Source organism: Marinomonas phycocola (assembly GCF_047525455.1).
GTDB lineage: Bacteria > Pseudomonadota > Gammaproteobacteria > Pseudomonadales > Marinomonadaceae > Marinomonas.
On record NZ_JBLIXL010000014.1, the window covers coordinates 1 to 21,045 of the forward strand.

The following is a 21,045-nucleotide window of genomic DNA, read 5'->3' on the forward strand; positions in this document are numbered from 1 at the left end:
ATAGGTTTTATGAACGAAGAGATTGTTTTAGGCATTATCTGAGAGCGATTTTTTTCCATCGTTTGCATGTCCATTAGCTGTCTTCTTCTAGACAGTAAATCACTCATGAGGCGCATCTGTTCGGGCTTTAAGGTTGATAATGATGGTTTTATTGCTTCACCAAAATGAGCAATCAGTTTTGCATCAAGTTTGTCTGTTTTTGCTTTCTGACCAATGGCACCAGCGAAGCGTTTAATATTAACTGGGTTAGCGATGACAAAAGGAATATTCGCTTCGGCGCAGGCCATAATAAAAGGCTGTTCAAGGCGTCCAGTTGCTTCAATAACAACGCGGGTGATGGTGTATTTTTTTAATGTTTTTATGGCTTCTTTAATACCACTTTCATTGTTTGTTACTGTGAAGTAAATATCTAACGGTCTGATGTAAATATCGAGTTGAGTTTTACCTGTATCGACACCGACGTTAATTTCACTTTGATTATTTGTGTTATCCATAATAAGCTGACTCTGCCTTGCTATTCGGGCTCGAGGCCCAGTTGACTATCCGAGTTTAATGCTTGGAGTTTATACAGCGTTCGTACTTGTTAACGGTCTCTCAATAGAGGAGCCTTCGCTCAATCGAACTACTGTATAAAAGGCTTTGGTTGCAGCCAAAGCTTGGGCCTCACATTACCCGAACCTAGTTTAAATAATAATTACTTTGTGGGATTATTATCCATACAAGCTATTTAACCGGACACGTAACAGTTTGCTTGGCTTCGCCATTTTAGCAAACGTTACTTAGCCGGTTAGGACGGCGATACAGGACATCCATTACTTGAAGAGCCGATACAGGACATCCATTACTTGATGGATATTTTTCTAATCACTGCTTAAACTGAAAAAGTTAAACTCAAGGATGAGGTGAGAATTATGCCAAGGGCCAGAAGCTAGAAAGTCAGTTTGTCTGATACTCCGTATTATCACTGCATCAGCCGATGCGTTCGTCGTGCTTTTCTATGTGGCGAAGATGTCATTACAGGGAAAAGTTTCGAGCACCGTCGTGGTTGGATTGAAGCGCGTTTGCTGTGTCTATCTCAAATCTTCTCTATTTATATTTGTGCCTATGCCGTGATGAGCAATCACCTTCATATTGTGTTGCATGTTGATGATAAACAAGCCAAAATCTGGTCTACACACGAAGTGTTGAAGCGCTGGCATTCTCTTCATAAAGGCACGTTATTTACTCAACAGTATTCTCGTGGTGATGTAATGCCTGCGTATGCGGTTGAGTTGGCTGAAAGGCCTGCGGAGGCTTACCGCCAGAGATTGTCTGATATCAGTTGGTTTATGAGAGAGCTGAACGAGCCGACTGCGAGACAAGCCAATTTTGAGGATGACTGTGAAAATTTAGTGTGCGTGTAATATTTACCACTGATATTTCTTGCCCTAAAAGAGCAGAAATTTGGTATCTTTTGCCTTCGGTCAACTGCTGATAATTCATGTTGGTACTGCTTTGTTCTGTGGTAAGCAGAATCATACCAACTTCAGCAGTTGGTTTCTTCTACACCTGATGAGCAATGTCGCACTTATTATCTGAATTTAGGGGTATGGTAGCTGAGCCATCATTAATCAACATATCCATACCTACCAAAGAATTAGAGAATGTTAAATGAATCCAAAAACAATATTAGTTACCGGTGCAGCGGGATACAAAGGAACGGTTTTAGTTCCTAAATTACTGGCTTTGGGCCATAGAGTCATCGCACTTGACACTCAATGGTTTGGTAATTTTCTGCCCTCTCATGACAACCTCTTAGTCATTAAAGGTGACGTACGCGCCACTGATACGATTAACTTAGACGGAGTCGATTCTATTATTCATCTTGCTTCTATCGCTAACGATCCCTGTGGTGATTTAAACCCTAAATTAACATGGGAAGTGAGTACATTAGCAACTATGTGTTTAGCCGATAAAGCAAAGCGTTCTGGTGTAAAGCAGTTTATTTATGCGTCATCTGGTAGCGTATACGGTATAAAGGATGAAGAGCATGTAACTGAAGACTTAACGCTTGAGCCTATTTCAGAATACAACAAAACAAAAATGGTTGCAGAGCGTGTTTTACTTAGTTATGTCGGCGATATGGTCGTACAAATTGTACGCCCAGCAACCGTATGCGGCATGTCTAAACGTATGCGTTTAGATGTTTCTGTTAATATGCTGACAATGCAAGCTCTGAAAAATGGAAAGATTACGGTTTTTGGTGGCGATCAAGTCAGACCAAATATTCATATTGACGATATCACGGATCTCTATATTTATATGTTAGATAATCCAGATAAAGTCTCAGGTGTGTTTAATGCAGGGTTTGAAAATATTTCAATTATGGATATTGCAAAAATGGTGCAGGCTAAAATAGCGTGTGAGATTGATGTAACACCTTCAAATGACCCTCGTTCTTACCGTATTAACTCAGATAAATTGCTCGCAACTGGTTTTACACCCAATAAAAATGTCGACACAGCCATTACCGAAATCATTACAGCTTACAAACAAGGTTTACTAAAAGATGAAGATCATTTTTACAATCTTAAATGGATGCAAAGAGAGGTTTTATGATGGACAACCAGCGGACCTCATCGATATCTAGTGATTCAGTAGAAGACCTAACAACAAACTATATAGCCAGTCTAACAGCTGTGCTAAAACAGCTAGATAGCAAAAAAATTAAAATCCTTGTTGATACTTTGCTAACTATGAAAGCAAATAACGGCACGTTGTATTTATGCGGAAATGGTGGCTCGGCTGCAAATGCAATCCACCTAGCAAATGACTTTACATTTGGTATAAGCCCGCAAGGCAATGCACTTAAAGTTGAAGCATTACCTGCTAACAGCTCTATTTTAACTTGCTTAGGTAATGATATTGGTTATGAAAACATCTTTGCACACCAGCTAAAAGTTAAAGCAAATAATCATGATGTTTTACTGATTTTATCTGGCAGTGGTAACTCTGAAAATATAATCAGAGCCACTCAACAAGCACTTGATATTGGTATGAAAACAGTGGGTGTTTTAGGTTTTTGTGGCGGTAAAGTTAAGCCAATGCTTGACCAAGTTTTCCATTTCGAAATCCAGGATATGCAAATATCAGAAGACACCCAAGTTATTGTCGGACATATTTTGATGAAAGCTCTTTATCTGGAATTACAGAATGACTGATTCACCCATTATTATAATAGGAAGCAATTCGTTTTCCGGTGCTTCATTTTGCTCCCACATGCTAAAGCAAGGTAAAAAAATCCTCGCGATCAGCCGTTCCAGTGAACCCGTTAATGCGCTGCTACCTTATAAATGGCAAGATTGCCACATGACGAATCTAGCATTTAAACAACTCGATTTAAATCATCATTTAGATGACATATTAACACATATCAAACAAGAGAATGTTGGAACAGTTTACAACTTTGCAGCTCAAAGTATGGTAGGGCAAAGCTGGGAATACCCAGAACACTGGTTTATGACCAATGCAGTGTCAACTATCAAATTACATAATGCACTTCGTCAACTCGACAGCTTAGATAAATACATACACATCTCTACACCTGAAGTGTACGGCAGTTGCGAAGGGTTGGTTCCTGAGCATAGGAACTACCAACCAAGCACGCCCTATGCGGTATCACGAGCTGCTGCTGATATGAGTCTTCATACATTTTCTGATGTTTATAATTTTCCTGTTGTTTTTACTAGGGCTGCCAACGTTTACGGTGAAGGGCAACAACTGTATAGAATCATCCCCAAAACAATACTATCTATATTGTTAGGTAAAAAACTGCCGCTACATGGTGGCGGTCACTCTACACGTTCATTTATCCATATTGATGACGTGTCCAATGCTACGCAATTAATCGGAGAACAAGGGCGTAATGGTGAAATTTATCATATTTCAACAGAACGCATGATCACAATCCGATCAATTGTAGAGATGTTATGTGACATGCTAGATGTATCATTTGAGCAAATTTGTGAAATAACAAATGATAGACTAGGTAAAGACTCTGCTTACTTACTAGATACTAAAAAAGTTCGCTCTGAATTGCAGTGGCAAGATAAAATAACACTGGAAAACGGTCTATCCAGAACCATTGATTGGGTCAAAAACAACATTGACATTCTAAAAATGCAGCCACACGATTATATTCATAAAGCCTGAGGTACTTATGCTAGGAAAAGAATTAGATTTATTAAAAAACTACCCCAAATCAAAAAGAGACACCAAAGGAAGAGCCAATGTAATTAGCGAAGCTGATAGAGAAATAGCTCGCCAATATGGTAAGGACTTTTTTGATGGTGATCGCACCTATGGATACGGTGGTTTTAGCTACATGCCTCGCTTTTGGCAACCGGTTATACCAGACCTGCAATCTCACTTTCAATTAACAAAAGAAAGTTCTTTACTGGATGTAGGTTGTGCCAAAGGCTTCATGCTCTATGATCTACAACAGCATATCGAAGGTATAAAATTAGCTGGGTTGGATATTTCTAGCTATGCTTTAGAACATGCCAAAGAAGAAGTTAAGCACTTACTTCAGCAAGGGGATGCAAAGAGCTTACCTTTCGAAGACAACAGCTTTGATGTCGTTATGTCAATCAATACTGTTCATAATTTAGACGAAAAGGAATGTGCTCTTGCCTTACAAGAAATTGAGCGTGTGAGTAAAGGACAGTCATTTATTACTGTTGATGCTTATCGAAATGATGAAGAAAAAGAACGTATGCTCGAATGGGCATTAACCGCAAAAACGATCATGCATGTTGATGATTGGAAGGTATTCTTTAAAGACCACGGTTATACGGGCGATTTTTACTGGTTTATACCTTAACTATTACGCTATTAAAAATTAAGGAAAAGTAATGGGCATATCTCTGAATATATTGAATAGACTTCATAGCCATGTTAAAGACAATGTAAATTCATTAAATCGAGTTTTGGAATTAGGAGCCCAACAAATAGTTGGGGATATAACTATCTCAAATAAAGGTGCATTTTCGAGCCACTCAAAAGAGTATCAAGGTGGTCAATTAATCAAGCATGGTGATTATGCAAACAAGATCTATCAGTACTGGGGATTAGAATATTTTTCAATTGACTATTCAGGTGAAAACAACTGTATAAATATAGACTTAAATACTGATATCATAAATGACAAATATAAAAATTCCTTTTCCGTTGTCACAAATTTCGGAACAACTGAGCATATTTTTAACCAAGCTAATTGTTTTATTTCTGCTCACAATGCTTGTGCTGTTGATGGAATAATAATACATGTCGTACCATTCCAAAAAAATAATGAACATGGCTTTTATAATTATCAACCAAACTTTTTCTTTTCTTTAGCGCTTTCAAATAATTATGAAATTTTAGATTTTATATTTTTATCCATCACAGCTGGAGCAAGAAATGACGTTTTAGTATATGAATTAGACATGTTTAATACGTATTCAGACCTACCAGATAATAGCGATTTAAACATTATGTGTGTACTAAAAAAAACAAAAAACACACCCTTTATTCCTCCCCAGCAAGAGAAGTATACTAACATTTCTAATCGTTATTCTCAGTCAAATAATAATTACTATTTAAATAGATTGCTTGAGCTTTCAACCGAGTGGGCTGTAAGTAAAGAAAAGTTTCTACGTCAAATAAATTATAAAAAAGTTGTATTATACGGTGCCGGCGGTATAGCAACATCGATACTTTCAATAAAGGAGTGTAGAGAAAAAGTAGCTTACTTATTAGATATAGACCCAAAAAAAATAGGAACATCCATATTCGGAGTAGAAGTATTATCACCTGAAAATATCACATCCGATATAGAAACTATCTATATTACTATTGATATTGCCAAAGGAGTCATTGAAGAATTTATGGAGAAAAAAACATCAAATAATTTAAAATACTATTACTTTAATGATTAGCAATGAATAAATTAATTAAGATTTCAGCCAAAATTCGCCATACACTTTGTGATATTTCATACACAACAAAAACACCACATCTAGGTAGCAGCTTATCCTGCATTGATATTTTAACCGTATTATACTGGAAAATACTTAATATCAATCCAAACAAAGCTAATATGGATGAGCGAGATTACTTTATCTTAAGCAAAGGTCACGCCGCTTCAGCATTGTACACTACACTCGCCTATCGAGGTTTTTTTGATATAGAAGACCTTTATCAACACGGCCAAACCGACTCTGTTTTTGAAGAGCATCCTGGAGCAAACTCTCCCAAGGGGGTCGAAGCCGTATCAGGATCATTAGGACATGCACTGTCTCTTGCTACAGGAATGGCACTTGCTTGTAAAATAAAAAAACAAGACAATCAATTCTATGTACTTATGGGAGACGGTGAACTAAATGAAGGTACTATTTGGGAAGCCGCCATGTTTGCCGCAGGAAAGAAGCTTAACAATATAGTCGCTATTATCGATTTTAATAAATTACAAGGAACAGGAATAAGTTGTGAAATAATGCACTTAGAGCCACTTGAAGGCAAATGGGCCGCTTTTGGTTGGCATACTATTCGAGTTGATGGGCATGATATTAAAGCTTTAAACGCAGCATTTTTGGAAGCTAAAGCTATTAACAAACCAGTTTGTATTGTTGCCGATACCATAAAAGGAAAAGGTATCTCTTTTATGGAAAATGATAACAATTGGCATTATCGTATACCAACCCAGGATGAAGTTGAAAAAGCAAAACAGGAGTTGGGGCTACAATGAGAAATGCATTTGCAAATTGTTTGACTGAATTAGCTAAATCCGATACCAGTTTAATGCTGTTCTACGCTGATATCGGTAATCGTTTATTCAATAGCCTAAAAGAAATTGCTCCCGATAGAACAATCAATGCAGGCATTGCCGAAGCAAATATGGCTTCAATGGCTGCAGGCTCCGCAATGATGGGTCAAAAACCTTTTATTTATACCATTACGCCATTCACTACAGCGAGAAACTTTGAACAAATAAAAATAGATATCGCTTATCAAAACCAACCCGTTATCATTGTTGGTACTGGTTCAGGTTTGTCCTACGCTAATTTAGGACCTACCCATCATTCGTTTGAAGATATCGCATTAATGCGAAGTTTGCCTAATATGAATATTGTATGCCCTGCCGACTCAGACGAGCTCAGCGTATTGATGCCTCAGTTAATCAAACTTAACCAGCCGTGTTACTTTAGAATTGGTAAAAAAAATGAGCCTAAGGTTCACAAAATCTTACCTGATTTAACGTTTGGACATGCATATACAATGCAAGAAGGTCAAATAGTCGCGATATTAGCAACAGGTACTATTATGCCCCTCGCGCATGATTTGCTCATTGAACTTCAACGTAAAGGCATTAACGCCGAGCTTGTTAGTTTTCATACGGTAAAACCACTTGATACTCAATACTTAACCTTAGCCTGTGAACGCTTTGAACATATAATCACTCTTGAAGAGCACAATGTGAATGGTGGCTTTGGCAGTGCCATACTTGAATATATTAGTGAACAACCTAAAACACCAAGAGTACACCGTTTTGGTATTCCAAATAGATTTATTGATCAAGTTCATAGCACCGAAGATGCACGTAAAAAAGCAGGTTTAACTGTTCTGGATATAATCAAAACCCTAAGAAATAGGGCTGTATTATGATTATCGGTATCGATTTTGATAATACTATTGCCGACTATACAGGTGCGTTTCATCATGTTGGAATGAAACTTGGCTGGCTTCCCAAAGAAGTGGGACAAACAAAAGAAGATGTGAAAGCATACTTTATTAATACTGGGAATGAACCAAAATGGACTGAATTACAAGGTATCGTATATGGGAAAGAAATTAACCTAGCGAAACCATACCTAGGTTGCTTGAAAACCCTTCAGCAATTAAAAGCCCAAGGATATACACTTAAACTTGTTTCACATAAAACTAAATATCCTATCATTGGCGAAAAAGTAGACTTTCATATTGCAGCAACGAATTGGCTAAAATCAAATCATTTTTTGGATAAATACGACTCTCCTTTTATCCAAAAAGATCTTTTTTTCAATGAAACTGAAGAGTTAAAAATTTCGCTAATTAGACAATTACAATGCGATATTTTTATTGATGATCTTCAAAGTATTCTATGCCACCCATCTTTTCCTTTAGGGTGTAAAAAAGTATGGTTTAACAACTCAGGAAGTAATATAGCTGATTTACCACAGTTAACTTCCTGGTCACAATTGTCTATTTTACTATGATAAACGTTGGAGTTACTTCTTGGTTAAGCACTGTATTAGGCACTTCGAACTTTAACGTTAAGGCCTTGACAGGTGGAGCAAATAACCGTGGTTATCAAGTTACAAATGGTCATAAAAACTGGTTTTTAAAATCATTTTCACCATTAGATACACATTCAGAAATAAAGTTATTGAATGAGTTTTCATTTTCTGAGCACCTTTGGAAAAATGACATAAAATCAATTCCACAGCCAATTGCCTATTCTGGGGATAACTTGGTTAGCTTGTATAGCTTCATAAAAGGAAACGCTATTAAATCCGCAGATCATAATAAAGTAATGTCTGCCATTAAATTTATTAGTGATATAAATCAATTCCCTTCCTCAGCATATAAGCTCAATATCGCATCAGAAAGTCCCAATAGCCTTTATGAGTTTGCCAATATCGTTGAGCGCCGTTTACAAAGGTTTCATCATGCTGAGCCTCAGGGCAAACTTACGAAACTGCTTGAAAATATTAGCATCAGAACAGCAACACTAAAGCAACAGCTACCTATAAGTTGGCGTGTTGAATTTGAAAGAAACATTCTTTCTCCCTCTGACTTTGGTTTTCACAACGCACTTGAAATGAATGACAAACAGTTAATATTTTTCGATTTCGAGTATGCAGGATTAGACACACCCTGGAAGTTAATAAGCGATTTTTTTTCACAACCGGCAATTCCTGTAAACCTTAAATATCTAAAAGAATTTATCTCGCGGCCAAACTTTAGTACCATCGCTGACGAAAAAGATGTATTTAAGATTGTATTTGAACTCACTCAGCTAAAGTGGTGTTTAATTATGCTAAATGAATTTCTCCCAGATATTCAAAAACGGCGATTGTTTTCTTGGAATGATAATCGCTTTAGTTCCTCCATGTTAGCGGATGTGCAGCAACAACAGCTATCAAAAAGCCAGCATTATTTTGATGCGATCGCCGTTCGAACAGAATTAATAAGTGAAGTTATATGATAAATAAAATGAAAGCCGCAGTACTTTTTGAAACCGGAAAGCCATTAGAGATAATCGAAAATATCGAAATTCCATCTCTATTAGAAGGCCAAGTTAGGGTACGAATACTTTACAGTGGACTATGTCATTCACAATTAATGGAAGTGTCTGGGGGGCGTGGAGAGGATAAATACTTACCGCATCTACTAGGACATGAAGGGGTTGGCATTGTTGAAGAAATTGGCCCTAAAGTCACCAAAGTAAATGTTGGTGATAAAGTAGTCATTGGCTGGATTAAAGGTGAAGGTTTAGACGCACCCGGTGGAAAATATCCTCATAAGGATTATGTTATTAATTCAGGTAGTGCAACGACACTCGCCGAACAATCTATTATTGCTGAAAACCGTGTTGTTAAACTGCCAGAAGGCTTCCCTGATAAACTTGCCGTTTTATTAGGTTGTGCACTGCCTACAGGGCTTGGTCTCGTATTTAATGAACTTAAGCCAGAACCAAACAAAACTATAGCCATCTTTGGCCTTGGTGGAATTGGAATGAGTGCATTATTAGCAGCAAAGTTAAATACCCCTGCTATGCTAATAGCAGTGGATGTTACTGAAGATAAGTTAAAGCTTGCAAAAGAGCTTGGAGCGACTCACACAATCAATGCATGTAACGAAGATCCTGTATTAAAAATTTATGAGCTTACGCAAAATATTGGCGTCGATTACAGCCTAGAAGCTGCAGGAACAACGAAGACAATTGAACAAGCATTTGAGTCAGTTAGAGATGGTGGCGGGCAATGTGTATTCGCATCTCATCCCAGTAATGAGTTAAAAATTTCTTTAGAACCACACGCCTTTCATAGAGGAAAATCCATTAAAGGTAGCTGGGGAGGCTCTAGTCAACCTGATAAAGATATTCCAAAATTCGTAAAAAAATTTCAACAGGGTCAGCTTAATCTAACCAAATTTTTAAGTAAATCGTATAAATTAAACGAAATAAACATTGCTATGCAAGACTTACACTCTCGTCAGATTATTCGCGCTCTGATTGAAATTCAAAATTAATTAAATTAAAGGAATTTATCGTGACTAAATCCAAATTAGCAGTAACACCACTACCTGATAGGGTTTTATTAGATTTGAGCTCTGATTGTAACTTAAGGTGCCCGATGTGTGTAGTTCATGGTAATACCGATGATCCTAGAGTTAATTCTATCATCAAAAAAAATATGAAAATTTCGGATGCAAAAAAAATACTTAATGAAATTGAAGGAAGCACCCAAATAATAGGCCCCGGTTTATGGAGTGAACCATTGATGGGTAAAGATATTTTAATGAACCTGGAAAATATTAAACTAAGAGGGTTAAAAATTTCACTCAATACAAACGCACTTTTATTAAATAAAGAGATAGCTTCTAAGCTTATTGAAATAGGTGTTGATAGCATAACCATAAGTATAGATGCTACGACAAATGATACTCTTAAATTAATACGCGGAATTCGAAAACTAGAAAAAATAGAAAAACATATAACTCAATTTTTAGAACTTAGAGGAGAAAAATCAATTCCTCGCCTTGGTGTTTCATTTACAAAACAGCCAGAAAACATTCATGAAGAACAAGATTTCATCAAGAAATGGACTGAAGTCGTTGATTTCGTGAGGGTCGGAGAAATATTTGAAAACGGCAAGTTTCCAAACATTAAAGTTGATCAAAAAAAACGAATTCCATGTCCAGAGCTTTATAATACGATGGCAATTCATACTAATGGAGATGTTTCAATATGCTGCCTTGATGGTTTTAAAGATGTAATTGTAGGTAATGCTGTAAAGGAAGGTGTCGAAAATGTATGGAATGGGGAGAAATTGAATGAAATCCGTAATCATCACGAATTAGGTCAATGGGATAAAATACCATTTTGCAAAAATTGCGATCGTTGGGCTTCAAGCTCATATGAAGACACAATCGAAGGGAGTTTATTAATTAGACGTTCAGCAGAGTATACTTTTTACAACAGAATCGACAGATTAAAAAGTTGGAACAATAAATAGGATGTGTAATGACGATTAACACTACCAGAAAAATCATTGACTACTTAAACAATGAAGCTGTTGATTCAATTATAGAAAATCAAAAAAAATATAGTGTTACAATAGAAAAATTACGCACGGAACCAGTAATAATTTTTGGTGCTGTAGACGAAGGAATTAGATTACTAGAAATTCTTATACAACTCAATGTTAAAAATATACGTATCATAGATACAGACCCAAAAAAATACGATAAAAAATTACTTAATGAGCACACTATTGAATCGTTTTTTAATACAGAAATGAAAAACGCTCACGTAATACTAGCAATCCATAGAACTTTAAAGCCTTACGAATTAAGTATAAACAATGGTGCCCTTAGTGTAACAACGTTTTTACACCTTCAAAATTTGTATCCAGAAATATTTAAACCTCATTTTTTCCACAAAAATATATTGATGACACTATCTAATTCCGCATCTTTATTGAGCGATTTTAGCGCATCACTCGCTGATGATATTTCTCGAGAGGTTTTATATGCAATACCAAGAAGCAGGTAGTTTATATATGAATACGTATCCATCAAAAAAAATTGAAATATTACTTTATGGTATAAATAGCATCACAGAGCAACTATTACGTACATATCCTTTTGCGACATTAGCTACAACAACAAGTAGTAGTCCATATAAAGATCAAACCGTAATAAATTTAGATGAATTGAAAACAATTGGTTTTGAAAATATAAAGAAAATAATTATATGCTCAATGTTTGTTGATGAGATAGTGAACTTACTTCTAGATTCAGGCTGTCCTATTGAAAAAATTAATTTTTACAATATTTCCTCTGATAAAATAGTAAATTGTGCTACTTCGATAGTACCTAGATTATCACAAGATGAGACCTTATACATTACCTATGATTTGAGCTCCAACGTCCCATGCTTTGACGCTCTAAGTTTTGCTGCCGTAGCGGAGGCTGAAAGAGTAAAAAGATCTTTAAAATCAATACATTTTGTAATCGTCCCAAAACGCTCTCTAAATAATAATTATTTTTTTAACTCAAATTACAGCGAGCAAGAATTGAAATGGAGATTAAACAATATTGTAATCCCAATATTCGACAGTTTACCAGCGGCTACAGGAGTGACAGTACTACAATTTAGAGAGGATTGCGAAACATTACTTAGAACAAAAAGAAATGTTTTTCCAAGCGAAATAGGCCCCAATACTTTTGTCAACTCTATGGGGTTACGAGCTCTTTATCCGTATTTAAATGAAGGGCAAACTATACTTGAGCTCAAAACCCCAGATTTTGCACAACAATTGGTCCAAAATTTTATAGCCAGCTACAATCCCACATCCAAAAAAATACTTACTTTTACGTTGAGAAATTCTCAGACTCATGAAAAGCGAAATTCAAATTTAGACCCTTGGATAAAATTTATAAATTCATTGGATAAAGATCTATACCTTCCTGTAATAATTAGAGACACTTCAGATTCTACAAGGTCGCCAATTGAGTTAACAGATACTATAGAGTTCCCAGCAGCCTCTATCAATTTCCATGTTAGGATTGCTTTATATGATAAAGCATACATAAACTTCGCTTCATCTGCGACAGGCCCTAGTTTCTCTTATTATTTTATAAAAGACTGCTCGTCTATAAGATATGTACCTATAAATGATAAGCATGTTACTTCAACTAAAGAAACTATACAGCGTGCAGGTATACCACTGAGTGGGGAGCAGCCATATGCTAAAAATGGAGTGCATCAGGTACTACTATACCAAGAAAATTTTAATAATATTTTAAGTTCTTTTACCAAGCAAATAAAATTACTGCAAGGTGGTTACGTTAATGAATAACAATTTTTCACAGTGGCTACTTAGTTTTTTATCTGAAAGTGATCTTGACAGCTCGTCATCTCTTATTGTGCACAGCTCTTTCAAAAGATTAAGCAATCTAAGTATCGCTGCGGAGGAAGTATGTGAAATTTTAGCTAGTAGCGTTCCTAAAGGATGCTTATTGATGCCTACGATGTCTTGGAAAACAGTCAATAAAAATGCACCTAATTTTTTTTATCATGACACAAAATCCCATACAGGCATTCTTACTGAAATATTTAGAAAAAAATTTGCTGAATCTCGTAGTTTACATCCAACACATTCAGTTGCAGCCCTTGGCACTAATGCAATAATATTAACTCAAGAACATCATTTAAGTACAACGCCTTGCTCTAAATCAAGCCCGTATGGTTTGATTGAGAATAGCCCTCTGAGAGAAAATTGTTTTATTCTTTTCATCGATGTTGCTCTTGAAAGCTGTACATATATACATTACTTTGAAGAGCAATTTTCTAAAAGTAATTACCTCGAACCTGAGGTAGAACATTACATACTACATGATATAAATAATATTCCTTATGAATATAATTTGTTTAAGCACAATAAAAAGGCTAGGGATTTTCATCAGTTTGGAAGACTTTTAAAACGAAATAATAACCTTTACCATTCTCAATATAATAATTGCAATTTTATATTACTTAAAGCTAGCAACCTTTCTGATACAGTGAAATCTCGATTTGAAATATCTCTTGATGCTACTTTAGCGTTCCAATCATACCAATTTGGATAAGCTGTATGAAAAAGTTAGCAGCGTTTAATAACAGCAGCAGTGTTGTAATCGATCAATCATTACTTAGTTGGGTTTTATTCAAAGCAAAAAACTCTGAATCTAAACACTTCAGATACTGCTTACATCATGATACATCAAGCTCAGTCCAGGAAATGGTTATTGCCGTTACAAAAGATAGTTTATTTCCCCCTCATCGGCACCCTATAAATAAAAGCGAATCCATTCATTTAATACATGGAGAAATTGCTACATTTATTTTTGATCAACTTGGTCATATTACCAATATCTATCATTTATCTAACAAAAATAAACATGGACTATTACAACGAGTTGAAGGTGGCGTATGGCATTTACCAGTATGCATTAGTGATTATGCAATATACCATGAAGTTTTGGCAGGTCCATATAACAAAAAACAGGATGTTGAAAATGCACCTTGGGCACCAAATACAGAAGATGTAATAAATTTAAAACAGTATCGTGACGATTTAGTATCAGGTTTAATTAATTATGAATAAACTTGCAATATATGGTGGAACACCATCAATTAAGTATCCAATGCCAAAAAGAATTTCTTTTGGAAAACATGAAATATCCACTCTATTAGAAGCTATTGAATTCTATTCTAATCATGATAATGACCCCGGATATTTTGGCCCATATGAACAACAGTATTGCAGAAAATTTAGTGAATACATGGGAGAAGGATATACAACAGCTGTTGCCACCGGAACTGGTGCATTATATGTTGCGATTGCTGCATTAGAGCTTCCAAAAAACAGTCACATTATCATGTCCCCTATCACTGATCCTGGCTCATTTAGCGCTATTACATTGCATGGCTTCAAGGTATCTCTAGCAGATACTGAAACTAACAGTCTAAACACATCTTGGAAGCAAATAGAAAAAGTAATTACTCCTGATACAACCGCAATTTTACTTGTTCACTGTGCTGGTATCGCAGCAGACATTGAAACTATTTCGAATAATGCTGCAGTAAGAGGGATAAAGCTAATAGAAGACTGCTCACAATCACCTGGAGCAGATTATAACGGTAAAAAACTTGGTACTTTTGGCGATGTAGCAGCCCTCTCTACTATGTATAGAAAAAGTTTATCATCTGGTGGGAGTGGTGGCTTAATTTACACTAAAGATCGCGATTTATATAACAAATGCCTATCTTATGCTGACAGAGGAAAGGATTTTTCCAAGGAAGACTACCAAGAACGTAATGCTGAAGAGTATATGTTCCCTGCGCTGAACTGGAATACAAACGAATTATCATGTGCTATTGGTATAGCATCTTTAAAGCGACTAGATAAAACGATCGAGGAGCGTGGAAAATTTTGCAAGTATTTAATTAATAAAATTAACACTTTAAGAATATGCAGTGTTCCTAAGTTTATACAAGGTACCTCACCGTTTTTTCTAACTGTGTATATGTCTGAAAATAGTCCAGTGAATAAAAATGAGTATTGCGAAGCTTTAATCGCGGAAGGAGTAGAACTGAATCCTCATTACCGCTTTGTAGTAAGTCAATGGCAATGGGCACAGCCATATTTGTCTAAATATTGTGAAACACCAAACGCAGTGTTATCTAGAGATAACTCATTTAACATTTACTTGAACGAAAACTATACAAATGAAATAGCGGAAGCACTTTATCAAGCAATGTTAAAAGTAGAGAGTCATTTTTTAGCTATATAACATTTAATAATGAGGAAATCATGAGCGAATTCGTAAACACTAGTAGCCAACAACACTATTACCATAGAGATAACTGTAGACTTTGTCTTAGTACTGATATTTGTCTAGCCATACCATTTAAGCATACACCAATTGCAGAGAAGTACACTTCCCAGCCAGCAATTAACACTCCTTTTTTTCCTGTAGATTTATACATGTGCAACCATTGTGGGCACGTCCAAATTCTAGATGTTATTGATCCTGAGTACTTATGGTCAGATTACACCTATCACTCAGGACAAACACAAGGGATAATCGACCATTTTAAAGATGTTGTAAATAAGATTGTTTATCAGCATGGACCGTTTAAGAACAACTTTGTTATTGACGTAGGAAGTAATGATGGAACATTATTACGCGGCTTTAAAGCTCATGATTTTAAAGTATTAGGAATAGATCCAGCTAAAGAAATAGCACAAAAGGCTACAGAAAGCGGCATAGAAACTATTGCTGATTTAATGACGTCACTTAACGCACAAAAAATAGTTGAGCAATACGGCAAGGCGGACCTTGTGACTGCCTTTAACGTCTTTGCACATGCAGATGAAATGAAAGATCTCTTAAAAGGAATAACTATTACTCTAGATGAAAATGGATTGTTTGTTTTCGAAGTTTCTTATTTAAAAGATATTATAGATAAAATGTTAATCGGTACTATTTTTCATGAACATTTATGTAACCACTCTCTTACTCCCTTACAGTTATTTCTAGCTGCGGAAGGGCTAGAGATAATTCATGTTGAACATGTATCTATTCAAGGGGGATCTATAATCGGTTTCGCTCAACATAAAAATGGCCCTAGAGCGTTACAACCTTCCGTTAAAAAAATGTTAGAAGATGAAGCAAAATATAAGCTGCATTCAATAGAAACAATGAAACACTTTATTTCTCGTTTTAATATGATGAAACAACAAGTACATACAATCATTTCCAGCATAAAATCATCTCATGGTGTCATAGCTGGATATGGTGCAGCTCGAAGTGGCCCTATGTTAATTGCACAATTTGAATTAGAAACGCTCATAGATGAAATTTACGACGATCACCCTCAAAAGGTTGGTTTATACAGCCCTGGGGACAGTATCTTAGTTAAATCAACTGGTAGTATAATAAGCTCAAAACCAGAACTAACTGTCATATTAGCATGGATTCATGCAAAAAATATTGTAAAAAAACATATAGATTATCTAGAGCAAAACGGTATGTTTTTAACTATTTCTCCTGAAGTTCAACTCATTACAAAAGAGAACTACAGTGAATTCATATCGTAAAATTAAAATTGGCTTTATCGGCGCAGGTTTTATTGGACAGATAGCACATATAGAAAACTACTCACAGCTTAATAATTGTGAACTTCATGCTATTGCTGATTTAAGAGTGGATCTGAGAGAGCAAGTTGCTGATAAATTTTCCATTAAATACCGTTACAATTCACATAAAGATCTGTTAACAGACTCTAACGTAGATGCGGTAATCGTTGTTACAGCACGTTCACATACTGTTGACATAGTTAGAGACTGTTTACTTGCGAATAAACATGTATTTAGTGAGAAGCCTATGGCACACAATAGTGATTTAGCGGCAGAACTTGTTCATTTAGCCGAAGAACGCAAATTAATATATTGTGTTGGTTATATGAAACGCTTTGATGAAGGGGTCAATAAGGCCAAGGAGATATTTGACTCTCTGATAAGTACTCAGAACTTAGGTAAGCTACTACAAATAAATGCTCAATGTTACATGGGTAATAGCTATTGCAATGCTGGAGGCTATATTCACTCGACACAATCACGCCCAGACATGCTAGATGAAGAAAAGCTAACCCCTTCTTGGCTCCTCGATTATCAGAAACCTCACTTTGCTCGTTATTTAAATGTACACTCTCATTTACTCAATCTGATAAGATATTTTATCGATAAACAATTGCACGTTGAGTACTTTAATTATATTTCAGAACTTGCTCATGTATGTGTTTTAAGAACAGATGAGCAACTGATTACATTGCAAACAGGTGATGTCAATCAAAGAAATTGGCAAGAAATTTGTGTTTTCATATTTGAATCGGGGCAACTTAAAGTACAACTCCCTCCAGCCTTATTACGTAACGTGCCAGCCAGAATTACCCTGATACAAGGTAATAATAACGATGAGAAAACAGAATATTTAATCAATTGGTCATGGTCTTTTAAACATCAAGCTATCTCGTTTATCAATACAGTCACTGAAAATGAATTCAACAGCTCTATAAGTGCACGACAGGCACTAGTAGATATAAAACTCGTAGAGGAAATATGGAAGAAAATAAAAAAATAACTCCTATTATTTTCGGTGCTAGCGGTTTATTAGGTTACCGTTTATATCAACACTTTCTATCTCGTAACCTTTCACCTATAGGTACTTATAATCAGTCAGAGAAGAGTGGTTTAGTTTTTTTTGATTTAGAGCACAGCCAGCTAAAGGATCTAAAAATACAGACCAATAATAATTATTTTGCGATAATATGTGCATCATTAACTAATATTAGTTATATAAATGAGAACCCAAAAGAAACTGCAAAAATAAATGTAGATGCCACAATACGCTTGATTAGCTCTTTAAATGAGCTGAATATACCTATTCTTTTTATTTCATCCGATAACGTGTTTAGTGGGAAAAAAGGTAACTATTCAGATACAAGTGTCGCAAATCCGATATCTGAGTATGGAAAACAAAAGAGGATTGTCGAAGTTGCATTGAACGAAATTACGAAAGGTGAATGCATAATATTAAGATTAGCTAAAATTATTAGCAATAATGCAAATGACTCATCGATTCTTAATGATATCGTATCGCAACTACAGTCATCAAAACCAATTAAAGCAGCTCGTGATTTAATTTTTAATCCTACAGCACTAAGTGATATTGTTAGAGCAATTGAACTATTGATCAATAAAGAAGCCCGTGGTTTTTTTAATTTTTGTAACCCAGAATCCTTTAATCGTCTAGAACTAACCAAGATTTTAGCTGAACAGCTCGAGATAAATCAATGCAATATACAATCAGTTTTATTTTCCGATATAGATGAATCAGGAAAAAGGCCACTAAACACATCGATGGTTAACTCATTTATTTTTAAAAATCATACATTTATGAATATAAATGAATGTATACAATCACAAATAAAGCTATGGAAAAATGAAACTTAAAAAGAAAGTAATATTAGTTCAGGGTAACTTTGATGTTCTTCATCCTGGACACATAAGGCTGTTAAAATTCGCTAAAGAATGCGGCGATTACCTTATAGTCGCTGTCAATAATGATAGCAATATGCTAATGAAAAGTAGAGTATCAGAATTGCATCGCTTAGAAATGGTCCAATCACTTGAGTGTGTGGATGAAGCCTTTTTGACTGAATTATGCAGCAATTCTTTAATTGCAAATTATCAGCCTTACGCAGTTGTAAAAGGTAAAGAGTTTGAAGAAAAAGAAAACCCTGAATACAAAGTACTGAAAACATATGGGGGAAAGTTGATTTTTGGCTCTGGTGAGTTTGAATCTAATTCCGAACAATACATTACAAGAACAATAAGTCATGGTCATAACTTTGATTACAAAAAGTGTCAAAGTTATGCAATAAGACATCAGTTTGATTATCAATCAATTAACACCGTATTCTCTCAATTCCGTGAAAATCGTGTTGCTGTAATTGGCGAAATAATCGTTGATGAATATATTCAAGGTACGGCTGTCGGTTTATCTCAAGAAGATCCTACCATAGTAATGACACCAGATAGAACAGATACATTCCTAGGCGGAGCTGCAATTACAGCGGGACATATAAAAGGGCTCGGTGCAAAAAATGTGACCCTCTTTTCTGTACTTGGTAAAGATGATAAGGCAGAGTACGTAAAGCATCATATTAAAAAGTACAATATTGAAACTGTACTTTTAGATGATGGCAGTCGCCCTACACCATTAAAGTCGCGATACAGATCGGGTAATAAAACGCTCTTACGGGTAAACCAAGTTCGGCAACATAAAATATCTAAAGAAATTCAAGCTGATTTATGCTACCAACTTCAAAGTAATATTCAGGCTTTTGACTTATTGGTATTTTCTGATTTTAATTATGGGCTACTACCTCAAACACTAGTCGATAAAGTGGTTGAGTTATGTAAAAGAAATAACGTAAAAGTTGTCGCAGATAGCCAAACATCATCACAAGTAGGTGATATTTCACGTTATAAAGATATGATGTTAGTAACGCCAACAGAAAAAGAAGTCCGCGTAGCTTTGAATAACATCGATGATGGCTTACCTGTTTTAGCACAGAAACTTTGTGAAAAAGCGAACCCAACCTATTTAGTTATTACACTTGCAGGAGAAGGTGTTTTTATTCATCTGCCAGATCAAAATGGCCAATGGGAAGATGATATGCTGCCTGCTATTAATCGTAATGCTGTTGATCCCGCAGGCGCCGGTGATTGTTTTTTAGCGGCGGGCAGCCTTGCTTTATGTTCAGGAGCTACACCATGGCAAGCATTTTATATTGCCAGTATCGCAGCTGCTTGCCAAGTTGATACTCTCGGAAACCGGCCTCTGTCTTTTAACACACTACAACAACGTGTTTTGGAATCATTTAAACTATGAAGGCAATATTATTAGCAGCAGGACTAGGCTCTAGACTCAAACCTCTAACCAATACGACGCCAAAATGTTTAGTGCCTATATCTGGCCGCCCACTTTTATCTTACTGGTTAGAAAAGTTAGCTAATTTGGGCATAAATGAGATACTTATTAACGTTCACTATCTCGCTGAGCAAGTAGAACACTATATAAACCAATCCCCTTATCACGATAAAATCATCATAGTTAAAGAAAATGTATTGCTTGGGACTGGAGGAACATTAATTAAAAATGCTGATTTTTGGAAATCTGAATCAGTAATGGTGATTCATGCTGATAATTTTTGTTTAAGTGACTTAACAGGCCTAGTTAACGCACACAACAATAAACTACCCCATATAGATACATCACTTTTACTTTTTACTTCAAGCCAACCTACTCAATGTGGTATCGTCGTAATGGATACTGATAATGTTATTCATGAATTCCATGAAAAAGTGAGTACCCCCCCAGGAAATCTCGCTAGCGGAGCACTATTTGTTTTTTCTGACTCTGTTTATGAGCGGTATTTTAAAGTATTAAAAGAAGATACCTTTTACGATTTGAGTAAAGATATCGTGCCTAATATGATTGGAAAAATGCAAGGATGGATCGTAGATCATGAGTATATGGATATCGGCACGCCCGAGAGTTATGAGCGCGCCCAAAAAATCTGGGGTAAAAAGATTACAAGCCTTGATTCATCGCTTTAAGCTGTTCATCATTCAGAAAATCACAAGC

At 35.7% G+C, this 21,045-nt stretch carries 23 protein-coding genes and 1 pseudogene; 22 read left to right on the top strand and 2 right to left on the bottom strand.

Annotated elements, in window-relative coordinates; genetic code table 11:
• Nucleotides 1-494: IS110 family transposase (locus ACMUMJ_RS11040; protein ID WP_414678895.1), on the bottom strand; the 494-nt coding region annotated here is incomplete at its 3' end.
• Nucleotides 495-941: 447 nt separating this feature from the next.
• Here ACMUMJ_RS11040 and ACMUMJ_RS11045 point away from each other — a divergent pair.
• Nucleotides 942-1,403 carry a hypothetical protein gene (locus ACMUMJ_RS11045; RefSeq protein WP_414678896.1) on the top strand — a complete coding sequence of 154 codons (462 nt, stop codon included), beginning with the start codon at nucleotides 942-944 and terminating at the stop codon, nucleotides 1,401-1,403.
• Here the strand turns inward: ACMUMJ_RS11045 and ACMUMJ_RS11050 are convergent.
• Nucleotides 1,381-1,482 (bottom strand): annotated as a pseudogene (locus tag ACMUMJ_RS11050) (IS30 family transposase); the annotation flags it as partial. The gene ACMUMJ_RS11045 and the pseudogene ACMUMJ_RS11050 overlap by 23 nt on opposite strands.
• A gap of 168 nt (nucleotides 1,483-1,650) precedes the next feature.
• Between ACMUMJ_RS11050 and ACMUMJ_RS11055 the strand changes: the two are divergent.
• From ACMUMJ_RS11055 to ACMUMJ_RS11155, 21 genes are read left to right on the top strand one after another with little or no spacing between them, the layout of a single operon-like run.
• Entirely contained in the window at nucleotides 1,651-2,598 is a 948-nt protein-coding gene (locus tag ACMUMJ_RS11055; protein WP_414678897.1) for an NAD-dependent epimerase/dehydratase family protein, read from the top strand.
• A complete protein-coding gene (locus ACMUMJ_RS11060; RefSeq protein WP_414678898.1) occupies nucleotides 2,595-3,200 on the top strand; it encodes an SIS domain-containing protein in 606 nt (201 codons plus the stop codon). Before ACMUMJ_RS11055 ends, ACMUMJ_RS11060 begins: the two co-directional genes overlap by 4 nt.
• On the top strand, nucleotides 3,193-4,191 hold the full coding sequence (locus tag ACMUMJ_RS11065) for a GDP-mannose 4,6-dehydratase (RefSeq protein WP_414678899.1): 999 nt from the start codon (nucleotides 3,193-3,195) through the stop codon (nucleotides 4,189-4,191). The genes ACMUMJ_RS11060 and ACMUMJ_RS11065 overlap by 8 nt, the downstream gene beginning before the upstream one ends.
• A gap of 7 nt (nucleotides 4,192-4,198) precedes the next feature.
• Nucleotides 4,199-4,861, top strand: a complete 663-nt coding sequence (locus tag ACMUMJ_RS11070) for a class I SAM-dependent methyltransferase (protein WP_414678900.1) — start codon at nucleotides 4,199-4,201, stop codon at nucleotides 4,859-4,861.
• Between the two features lie 31 nt (nucleotides 4,862-4,892).
• Nucleotides 4,893-5,957 carry a Rossmann-fold NAD(P)-binding domain-containing protein gene (locus ACMUMJ_RS11075; RefSeq protein WP_414678901.1) on the top strand — a complete coding sequence of 355 codons (1,065 nt, stop codon included), beginning with the start codon at nucleotides 4,893-4,895 and terminating at the stop codon, nucleotides 5,955-5,957.
• 2 nt (nucleotides 5,958-5,959) lie between these two features.
• Nucleotides 5,960-6,766 (top strand): transketolase, encoded by an 807-nt coding sequence (locus ACMUMJ_RS11080; RefSeq protein ID WP_414678902.1) that lies wholly within the window; start codon nucleotides 5,960-5,962, stop codon nucleotides 6,764-6,766.
• The gene (locus tag ACMUMJ_RS11085; RefSeq protein WP_414678903.1) at nucleotides 6,763-7,683 is read left to right on the top strand and encodes a transketolase family protein; all 921 of its coding nucleotides are present in this window, start codon (nucleotides 6,763-6,765) and stop codon (nucleotides 7,681-7,683) included. Before ACMUMJ_RS11080 ends, ACMUMJ_RS11085 begins: the two co-directional genes overlap by 4 nt.
• Nucleotides 7,680-8,273, top strand: coding sequence for a hypothetical protein (locus tag ACMUMJ_RS11090; protein WP_414678904.1), 594 nt, complete (start codon nucleotides 7,680-7,682; stop codon nucleotides 8,271-8,273). The genes ACMUMJ_RS11085 and ACMUMJ_RS11090 overlap by 4 nt, the downstream gene beginning before the upstream one ends.
• A complete protein-coding gene (locus ACMUMJ_RS11095; protein WP_414678905.1) occupies nucleotides 8,270-9,265 on the top strand; it encodes an aminoglycoside phosphotransferase family protein in 996 nt (331 codons plus the stop codon). Before ACMUMJ_RS11090 ends, ACMUMJ_RS11095 begins: the two co-directional genes overlap by 4 nt.
• Nucleotides 9,262-10,311, top strand: coding sequence for a zinc-binding dehydrogenase (locus ACMUMJ_RS11100; RefSeq protein ID WP_414678906.1), 1,050 nt, complete (start codon nucleotides 9,262-9,264; stop codon nucleotides 10,309-10,311). The genes ACMUMJ_RS11095 and ACMUMJ_RS11100 overlap by 4 nt, the downstream gene beginning before the upstream one ends.
• A 20-nt stretch (nucleotides 10,312-10,331) precedes the next feature.
• Nucleotides 10,332-11,297: a radical SAM/SPASM domain-containing protein gene (locus tag ACMUMJ_RS11105; RefSeq protein WP_414678907.1), complete on the top strand. Its 966-nt coding sequence runs from the start codon at nucleotides 10,332-10,334 to the stop codon at nucleotides 11,295-11,297.
• An 8-nt stretch (nucleotides 11,298-11,305) separates the two neighbouring features.
• Nucleotides 11,306-11,836 (top strand): hypothetical protein, encoded by a 531-nt coding sequence (locus ACMUMJ_RS11110; protein WP_414678908.1) that lies wholly within the window; start codon nucleotides 11,306-11,308, stop codon nucleotides 11,834-11,836.
• Complete coding sequence (locus ACMUMJ_RS11115; RefSeq protein ID WP_414678909.1) at nucleotides 11,814-13,145, top strand: hypothetical protein; 1,332 nt, start codon at nucleotides 11,814-11,816, stop codon at nucleotides 13,143-13,145. The genes ACMUMJ_RS11110 and ACMUMJ_RS11115 overlap by 23 nt, the downstream gene beginning before the upstream one ends.
• Nucleotides 13,138-13,914 carry an AAC(3) family N-acetyltransferase gene (locus ACMUMJ_RS11120; protein ID WP_414678910.1) on the top strand — a complete coding sequence of 259 codons (777 nt, stop codon included), beginning with the start codon at nucleotides 13,138-13,140 and terminating at the stop codon, nucleotides 13,912-13,914. Before ACMUMJ_RS11115 ends, ACMUMJ_RS11120 begins: the two co-directional genes overlap by 8 nt.
• 5 nt (nucleotides 13,915-13,919) lie before the next feature.
• Nucleotides 13,920-14,432, top strand: coding sequence for a WbuC family cupin fold metalloprotein (locus ACMUMJ_RS11125; protein ID WP_414678911.1), 513 nt, complete (start codon nucleotides 13,920-13,922; stop codon nucleotides 14,430-14,432).
• On the top strand, nucleotides 14,425-15,621 hold the full coding sequence (locus tag ACMUMJ_RS11130; RefSeq protein WP_414678912.1) for a DegT/DnrJ/EryC1/StrS family aminotransferase: 1,197 nt from the start codon (nucleotides 14,425-14,427) through the stop codon (nucleotides 15,619-15,621). The genes ACMUMJ_RS11125 and ACMUMJ_RS11130 overlap by 8 nt, the downstream gene beginning before the upstream one ends.
• Before the next feature lie 20 nt (nucleotides 15,622-15,641).
• Nucleotides 15,642-16,931 (top strand): methyltransferase domain-containing protein, encoded by a 1,290-nt coding sequence (locus tag ACMUMJ_RS11135; protein ID WP_414678913.1) that lies wholly within the window; start codon nucleotides 15,642-15,644, stop codon nucleotides 16,929-16,931.
• On the top strand, nucleotides 16,915-17,973 hold the full coding sequence (locus ACMUMJ_RS11140; protein ID WP_414678914.1) for a Gfo/Idh/MocA family protein: 1,059 nt from the start codon (nucleotides 16,915-16,917) through the stop codon (nucleotides 17,971-17,973). The genes ACMUMJ_RS11135 and ACMUMJ_RS11140 overlap by 17 nt, the downstream gene beginning before the upstream one ends.
• Complete coding sequence (locus ACMUMJ_RS11145; RefSeq protein ID WP_414678915.1) at nucleotides 17,952-18,845, top strand: sugar nucleotide-binding protein; 894 nt, start codon at nucleotides 17,952-17,954, stop codon at nucleotides 18,843-18,845. Before ACMUMJ_RS11140 ends, ACMUMJ_RS11145 begins: the two co-directional genes overlap by 22 nt.
• Nucleotides 18,835-20,289, top strand: a complete 1,455-nt coding sequence (locus ACMUMJ_RS11150) for a PfkB family carbohydrate kinase (protein ID WP_414678916.1) — start codon at nucleotides 18,835-18,837, stop codon at nucleotides 20,287-20,289. The genes ACMUMJ_RS11145 and ACMUMJ_RS11150 overlap by 11 nt, the downstream gene beginning before the upstream one ends.
• Nucleotides 20,286-21,017, top strand: coding sequence for a nucleotidyltransferase family protein (locus ACMUMJ_RS11155; RefSeq protein ID WP_414678917.1), 732 nt, complete (start codon nucleotides 20,286-20,288; stop codon nucleotides 21,015-21,017). Before ACMUMJ_RS11150 ends, ACMUMJ_RS11155 begins: the two co-directional genes overlap by 4 nt.
• Nucleotides 21,018-21,045: the final 28 nt, after the last annotated feature.